Annotated in this window: 8 protein-coding genes and 2 tRNA genes; 5 read left to right on the forward strand and 5 right to left on the reverse strand. The window is 45.1% G+C overall.

Annotated features, from left to right (window positions below):
- On the forward strand, nt 1-83 hold an 83-nt coding region (locus tag ACYQ4O_RS12760), incomplete at its 5' end, for an aminomethyltransferase beta-barrel domain-containing protein (RefSeq protein WP_460175852.1).
- A gap of 59 nt (nt 84-142) precedes the next feature.
- Here ACYQ4O_RS12760 and ACYQ4O_RS12765 read toward each other — a convergent pair.
- From ACYQ4O_RS12765 to recA, 5 genes are read right to left on the reverse strand one after another with little or no spacing between them, the layout of a single operon-like run.
- On the reverse strand, nt 143-856 hold the full coding sequence (locus ACYQ4O_RS12765) for a TerC family protein (protein ID WP_460175846.1): 714 nt from the start codon (nt 854-856) through the stop codon (nt 143-145).
- An 11-nt stretch (nt 857-867) separates the two neighbouring features.
- Nucleotides 868-1,761 carry a succinate--CoA ligase subunit alpha gene (sucD, locus tag ACYQ4O_RS12770; RefSeq protein WP_460175847.1) on the reverse strand — a complete coding sequence of 298 codons (894 nt, stop codon included), beginning with the start codon at nt 1,759-1,761 and terminating at the stop codon, nt 868-870.
- A gap of 1 nt (nt 1,762) precedes the next feature.
- Nucleotides 1,763-2,929 carry an ADP-forming succinate--CoA ligase subunit beta gene (sucC, locus tag ACYQ4O_RS12775; RefSeq protein WP_460175848.1) on the reverse strand — a complete coding sequence of 389 codons (1,167 nt, stop codon included), beginning with the start codon at nt 2,927-2,929 and terminating at the stop codon, nt 1,763-1,765.
- Between the two features lie 49 nt (nt 2,930-2,978).
- On the reverse strand, nt 2,979-3,452 hold the full coding sequence (recX, locus tag ACYQ4O_RS12780; RefSeq protein WP_460175849.1) for a recombination regulator RecX: 474 nt from the start codon (nt 3,450-3,452) through the stop codon (nt 2,979-2,981).
- A complete protein-coding gene (gene recA, locus ACYQ4O_RS12785) occupies nt 3,445-4,551 on the reverse strand; it encodes a recombinase RecA (RefSeq protein ID WP_066595299.1) in 1,107 nt (368 codons plus the stop codon). Before recA ends, recX begins: the two co-directional genes overlap by 8 nt.
- Nucleotides 4,552-4,813: 262 nt before the next feature.
- Between recA and ACYQ4O_RS12790 the strand changes: the two genes are divergently transcribed.
- The 4 genes from ACYQ4O_RS12790 (at nt 4,814) to ACYQ4O_RS12805 (ending at nt 5,879) form a co-directional block, all read left to right on the forward strand.
- Nucleotides 4,814-4,889: transfer RNA gene (locus tag ACYQ4O_RS12790), tRNA-Lys, on the forward strand.
- Between the two features lie 3 nt (nt 4,890-4,892).
- A tRNA-Lys gene (locus ACYQ4O_RS12795) sits at nt 4,893-4,968 on the forward strand.
- An 11-nt stretch (nt 4,969-4,979) separates the two neighbouring features.
- Complete coding sequence (locus ACYQ4O_RS12800) at nt 4,980-5,483, forward strand: hypothetical protein (RefSeq protein ID WP_460175850.1); 504 nt, start codon at nt 4,980-4,982, stop codon at nt 5,481-5,483.
- A gap of 267 nt (nt 5,484-5,750) precedes the next feature.
- On the forward strand, nt 5,751-5,879 hold the full coding sequence (locus tag ACYQ4O_RS12805; protein WP_460175851.1) for a hypothetical protein: 129 nt from the start codon (nt 5,751-5,753) through the stop codon (nt 5,877-5,879).
- Nucleotides 5,880-5,976 lie beyond the last annotated feature (97 nt).

Consider the following 5,976-nt stretch of genomic DNA (forward strand, 5'->3'; position numbering starts at 1 on the left):
CGATGTGGGCCGTCACTCCAGGTCAAAGCGCGGTCCTCTATAACGGGGATGTATGCTTGGGCGGAGCAGTAATCGACAAGTAATTGCCGCCCATGTCAAAAAAGCTCCGTGATTAGCGGAGCTTTTTATTTATCGGAAGGTCTTATCGGGACGTCTTTTTACTATTTTTTAGCCTTGCGATGATAAATCCCACCACCACAACAAAGACGGCTCCGGCAATTCCGCCCTCAACGTGAAGGTTCGGCAGATTCGGGAAATGAGGAGAAATTCCCGGATCATCAACCATCAGCGTACCGGCAATCCAACCAAGCAAAGCGCCGCCGGCATAAACAATAATCGGGAATCGATCGATTACCTTCAAGATAATCTGGCTTCCGCCAAGAATAAACGGGATACTGACAAGAAGGCCAAAGATAACCAACCACATCTGATGGTGTCCCGGAGCCTGTTCAGCAGCACCGGCGATAGCAATAACGTTATCAATACTCATCACCAAGTCAGCAATAATAATGGTCTTGACGGCCCCCCAAAGTTTCTTGCTGGCGTGAATTTCTTTTTCTTCTTCATCGTGAGGAATAAGAAGCTTAATACCGATCCAAAGAAGCAGAATACCTCCGCAGAATTTCAGGAACGGAACCTTCATAATCGAGACGGCGAAAGCTACCAAAATAACGCGCAGGAGAATAGCACCGCCAGCTCCGTAAAGGATGCCTTTGCCTCTCATGTGAGGGTCTAAGTTTCGGCAAGCCAACGCGATTACAACTGCATTGTCTCCGCCGAGCAAGATGTCAATAATGATGATCTGGAGTACAGCACCCCAATGTATGTCAGCAAATACCTCTAAAAAATATTCCACAATTTATCCTTTCAATTGGAAGAGTTCAAAACCTCTTTCAATAGACTTCCGATTTCAGACGGATTGCGTGTAGTTCTTATTCCGCATTCTTCCATAGTGCGAAGTTTCCCTTCAGCAGTCCCTTTGCCTCCTGAAATAATCGCACCGGCATGCCCCATTCGTTTACCAGCAGGAGCAGTCACACCGGCAATAAATCCTACTACCGGCTTGCTCATGTGTTCTTTTGCCCACAGAGCAGCCTCTTCCTCATCGGAGCCTCCGATTTCTCCAATCATGACAACAGCGTCAGTATCCGGATCCTCGTCGAAGAGCTTCAAAATATCCTTATGTTTTAAACCATTTATCGGATCGCCGCCAATTCCAACAGCCGTTGACTGGCCCAATCCGAGCTCAGAGAGCTGAGCAACCGCTTCATAAGTCAAAGTTCCGGAGCGGGAGACCACCCCAATTCTTCCCTTCTTATGAATATGAGCAGGCATAATACCTACTTTAATTTCACCCGGTGTCACAAGACCCGGACAATTCGGTCCCAGGAGCAAGCTGTTAGACCCGGTTTTGCGCATATGCTCTCTGACCTGAATCATATCAAGAACAGGAATTCCCTCCGTGATGCAAATAATGAGGTCCATTCCTGCATCAGAGGCTTCCATAATGGCAGAAGCTGCGCCGGCCGGCGGAACATAAATCACAGAGACATTGGCCCCGGTCGCTTTTTTAGCTTCTTGGACCGTACCAAAAATGGGAAGACCTTCCCAAGTTTGTCCTGCTTTTTTAGGATTTACGCCTCCCACGAAACATTCTTTGCCGAATCCATACTCTCTGCAGGCAGCCGTATGGAACTGGCCGGTTTTTCCGGTCATTCCTTGAGTAATTACTCTCGAATCTTTATTAACCAAAATACTCATCTTATTGCTCCTTAGCCAGAGAAACCGCTTTAAGGGCTGCTTCTCCAAGAGTCTCAGCAGTAATGATCGGCAAGCCGCTATCTTTGAGAATCTGTTTACCTAAATCTTCGTGAGTTCCCTTCATGCGAACGACAAGCGGAACGGTCAAGGAAACAACTTTGCAAGCCTCGACAATTCCTTCAGCAATAGTGTCGCACTTCATAATGCCGCCGAAGATATTGACTAAGATGACTTTAACTTCCGGCTTGGACAGCATGATTTCAAAAGCAGCCGTCACCTTTTCTACGGATGCGCCTCCGCCGATATCCAAGAAGTTTGCAGGTTCTCCCCCGAAAAGCTTAATGGTGTCCATAGTTGCCATTGCTAATCCGGCGCCGTTGACCAAACAAGCAATATTGCCGTCGAGCTGGATATAAGGCAGTCCAGCCTCATGTGCCTTTAATTCGGTTTCGTCCTCTTGGGACGGATCAATAAACGCTTCTAATTCGGGATGGCGATAAAGAGCATTATCGTCAAAAGTCATTTTGGCATCGAGAGGGAATACTTCCCCTTCTTTGGTGACGATTAACGGATTAATTTCCAGAAGAGAACAGTCTTTTTCTTTAAAGGCTTTCCAAAGACCCAATAAAACTTTCTCAGCCTTTCCACGGACTTTTTCATCCATGTTGAGCTTGACAACTACATCTTTCGCTTGTTCTTTAGTTAATCCAACGGAGCTGTCGATATATTCTTTAACGATTTTCTCAGGAAAATCCGCGGCTACTTTCTCGATTTCCATGCCGCCTTCCGAAGAAGCCAAAAGAACACAAGATTGTTTGACTCTATCAATAAGGAAGCCGACGTAATATTCGGAGACGATGTTTACGCCTTGCTGAATCAGAACCTTGCTGACTAATGCCCCACCCGGTCCTGTTTGCTTGGTAACCAATCTCATCCCGATCATGGCTTTTGCAAGTTCTTCGACCTGCTCTAAATTTCTGGCTAATTTGACGCCGCCGCCTTTACCTCTTCCGCCAGCGTGAACCTGAGCCTTGACTGCCCAAACATTACCTCCTAGCTGTTCTGCGATTTCTCGGGCCTGTGAAGGAGTGTCTGCAACTTTTCCGGCAGGAATTGGGACGTCAAAGTCTTGCAATATTTCTCTGGCTTGATACTCGTGAATTTTCATGGTGATTTTCGAAAATGTGCCAAAATGTGAAGTATAGCAAGCTCATCTTTTACTCGAACTCGTCCCAATCACCTTTAATAATTTGATTGATAGTTTTGAAAGAAAATCCTCTTGAGGCTAAGAACCTAAATTGTCTTGCTCTTTCTTTTTGATCTTCGGGAAGTTCACCGAATTTTCTTTCCCAGAGCGTCTTTGCGCGTTCGAATTCCGACTCTTCAAACTCTTCCATAACAGAGTTAATCGTTTCAGAGTTGACGCCCTGGCATCGAAGTTCCCACTTAAGCCGCTGATCTCCGAATCGCGATGCTTTAGTTACCAAAGAAGCGCGAGCAAAGCGTTCATCGGAGAGATAGCCTTTACCTTCCAACTCATCTAGGCAAGCATCGATTATCTGCAAATCTTCCGGTTCAGAAAATTTTTCTTTTAATTTATTGCGGAGAATAAAACGAGAGCGCTCCCTGACAGCAAGGAGCGCCACAGCTTTTTGTTTTATTGACCGAACTCTGTCGTCATCATCAAGCATTAGCTGTATCTTCGTAAGTTTCTTCCATTAGGGTTTCTTCATCGTCATCGTTGTTCAAACCGGAGTTCTCAGCAATCTTAGCTTTGATTTGCTCTTCGATAGCTTTCATTTCTTCCGGATGAGCGTGGAGCCAATCTCTAGCGGCTGTCTTACCTTGGCCAATCTTATTGCCTTGGTAAGAGTACCAAGCGCCGGACTTACCGAAGATATCCATCTCGGTTCCGAGGTCGATAATTTCACCTTCTCTGGAGATACCCTTACCGTAGATGATTTCGAATTCAGCGGACTTAAACGGAGGAGCAACTTTGTTCTTAACGACTTTAACTCTTGTTTCGTTACCTAAAACATCATCACCTTTCTTGACGCCGCCTGTTCTACGAATTTCCATACGGATAGTAGAGTAGAACTTCAATGCGTTACCGCCTGTCGTCGTCTCTGACGGACCGTACATGACGCCGATCTTCTGGCGGACCTGGTTAATAAAGACGACTAAAGCGTTGGATTTCTTAATGCTGGAGGTAAGCTTTCTAAGTGCCTGGCTCATCAAACGAGCCTGAAGACCTGGAAGGGCTTCGCCCATCTCGCCTTCAATTTCTGATTTTGGTGTTAAGGCTGCTACAGAGTCGATAACGACAAGGTCAACCGCACCGGAACGAACCAAAGCATCGGTAATTTCAAGAGCTTGTTCACCGCTGTCCGGCTGCGAAAGAAGCAGATCGTCTACATTAACGCCCAAATCTTTAGCGTATTTGATATCTAAAGCGTGTTCAGCGTCGATGAAGGCACATGTTCCGCCCAATTTCTGCATTTCAGCCAAGATATGGAGAGTCAGAGTGGTTTTACCGGAAGATTCAGCACCGTAGATTTCGACAATTCTTCCGCGGGGCAGACCGCCGACACCAAGAGCCATATCCAAGGTAAAGGAACCGGTGGAGACAACTTCCAGATCTTCCTGGACGGTTTTTTGTCCCATCGGCATAATTGCTTCTTTACCAAACTGTTTTGCAATCTGATCAAGAGCGACCTTAAGGGCTTTTTTACGTGCTTCCGGGTCAACTACCTGCACCACCTGCGGTTTTGCTTTTTTCTTTTCTGCCATTTCTTTTTCCTAACTTTTTCTTATTTATAAACTGATTCTGTAAATACTAATTGGAATGGTTTTTCTTTGCAAAAGATTTATTTTTTCCAATCTTTTATGGGAATTATTCCTCCATATGCGTCAATTTATGTCTTTTATTTAGCTATTTTTAGAATTTTTGGAAAAAAACAACAAATTTAATAAAAAATTGTGCAGATCGTTTGACGGATAAAAAAAAGGGATGTATAGTTCGACTCCTGGATTGATTCAACACGAATCGAACGGGTTGTTAGCTCAGTTGGTAGAGCAGTGGACTTTTAATCCATTGGTCGCAGGTTCGAGTCCTGCACAGCCCACCAGAAGGGAGCATAGCTCAGTTGGTAGAGCAGCGGACTCTTAATCCGTAGGTCCCGGGTTCGAATCCCTGTGCTCCCACCAGAATACCACCCGTGACTCTTTCGAAGAGCACGGGTTTTTCTTTCCATCCGATCGATATCACCCTTCTCTCATTCAAAAATTTTCCTTACCAGTGCGAGGCTAGGAAAAATCGGAGAAGCTTTGCCATTAAAAGAGTTTTTTGGAATCAAATTCATTCAGACATATTTGGTCGCACCAGCTTTTATTATTTTCAATCAATCCATTATGAAACTTATCTGGGCCAACCAACTCCGGGAGGAAATATGAGTGAACGACAAAAAGATTTCATTTTTGATGGCAATAAAGCACTTTTTAAAGAGGAACACGACACTGAGAAAGCAGGCATCTTGGGACAATTTCTTAATCTCTCTGAGGACATGACTGAAGAAGACTTTCTCGAAGAAGTGTTGAACGGAACTGTACCTTTTGCAGCTGCCCAAATTATAGGAGGAGAGACTGCACTCTCAATTCAGCGAAATGTTAGCGAGAGTCCCAATTGTTTAGACTGTGTGCTGAAAACCGAAGGCGAAAATTAGAGTTTCGAGGATACACTTCTGCGTCTTGAAGGCCTTCCCGGAAAAATTAAAGTTGAGGCCGTATGCTTCTGGCCTAATAGATTCGAAGGCGAGATCGTAGGATCTCTAGGTGATAGAGAGTTTTCTTTTTATGTTCCGTTTCTGCAATTTTTCGAGGACGAGGTCAAATTAGGAAAAGATGTTCCTTTTGAATTTGCAGGCCTTCTGAACAAAGTTCAAAAAGTTCAACCAAAAGAATTCCACATTTCTACCGGTCCACTTTTTGAAATGACTCGTACGCAGTTCTTAAAGGATAATCCGGAAAAATCTGCTTCAGATTTTCCTTATGTGGTCGTCCGCACAAACGGAGTCAACCACCCCGGGCTGAAAGCCCGAGGCTTGCAAAAGTCTGGTTGACCAGCTTCAGTCAGCAATGCTGACTACGTTGCAAAGAGGTTCAAGACTCACTCCGGGGTGCTTCCTCAGCTCCGGACCCTGAAAGTTCCGAAAGCAG

Source organism: Turicimonas sp. TL08 (assembly GCF_054660695.1).

Bases quoted from the DNA above. Each gene is read 5' to 3' on its own strand.
- sucD (WP_460175847.1), bottom strand. From the start codon at position 1,761: ATGAGTATTTTGGTTAATAAAGATTCGAGAGTAATTACTCAAGGAATG.
- sucC (WP_460175848.1), bottom strand. From the start codon at position 2,929: ATGAAAATTCACGAGTATCAAGCCAGAGAAATATTGCAAGACTTTGAC.
- recX (WP_460175849.1), bottom strand. From the start codon at position 3,452: ATGCTTGATGATGACGACAGAGTTCGGTCAATAAAACAAAAAGCTGTG.
- recA (WP_066595299.1), bottom strand. From the start codon at position 4,551: ATGGCAGAAAAGAAAAAAGCAAAACCGCAGGTGGTGCAGGTAGTTGAC.
- ACYQ4O_RS12805 (WP_460175851.1), top strand. From the start codon at position 5,751: ATGACTCGTACGCAGTTCTTAAAGGATAATCCGGAAAAATCTGCTTCA.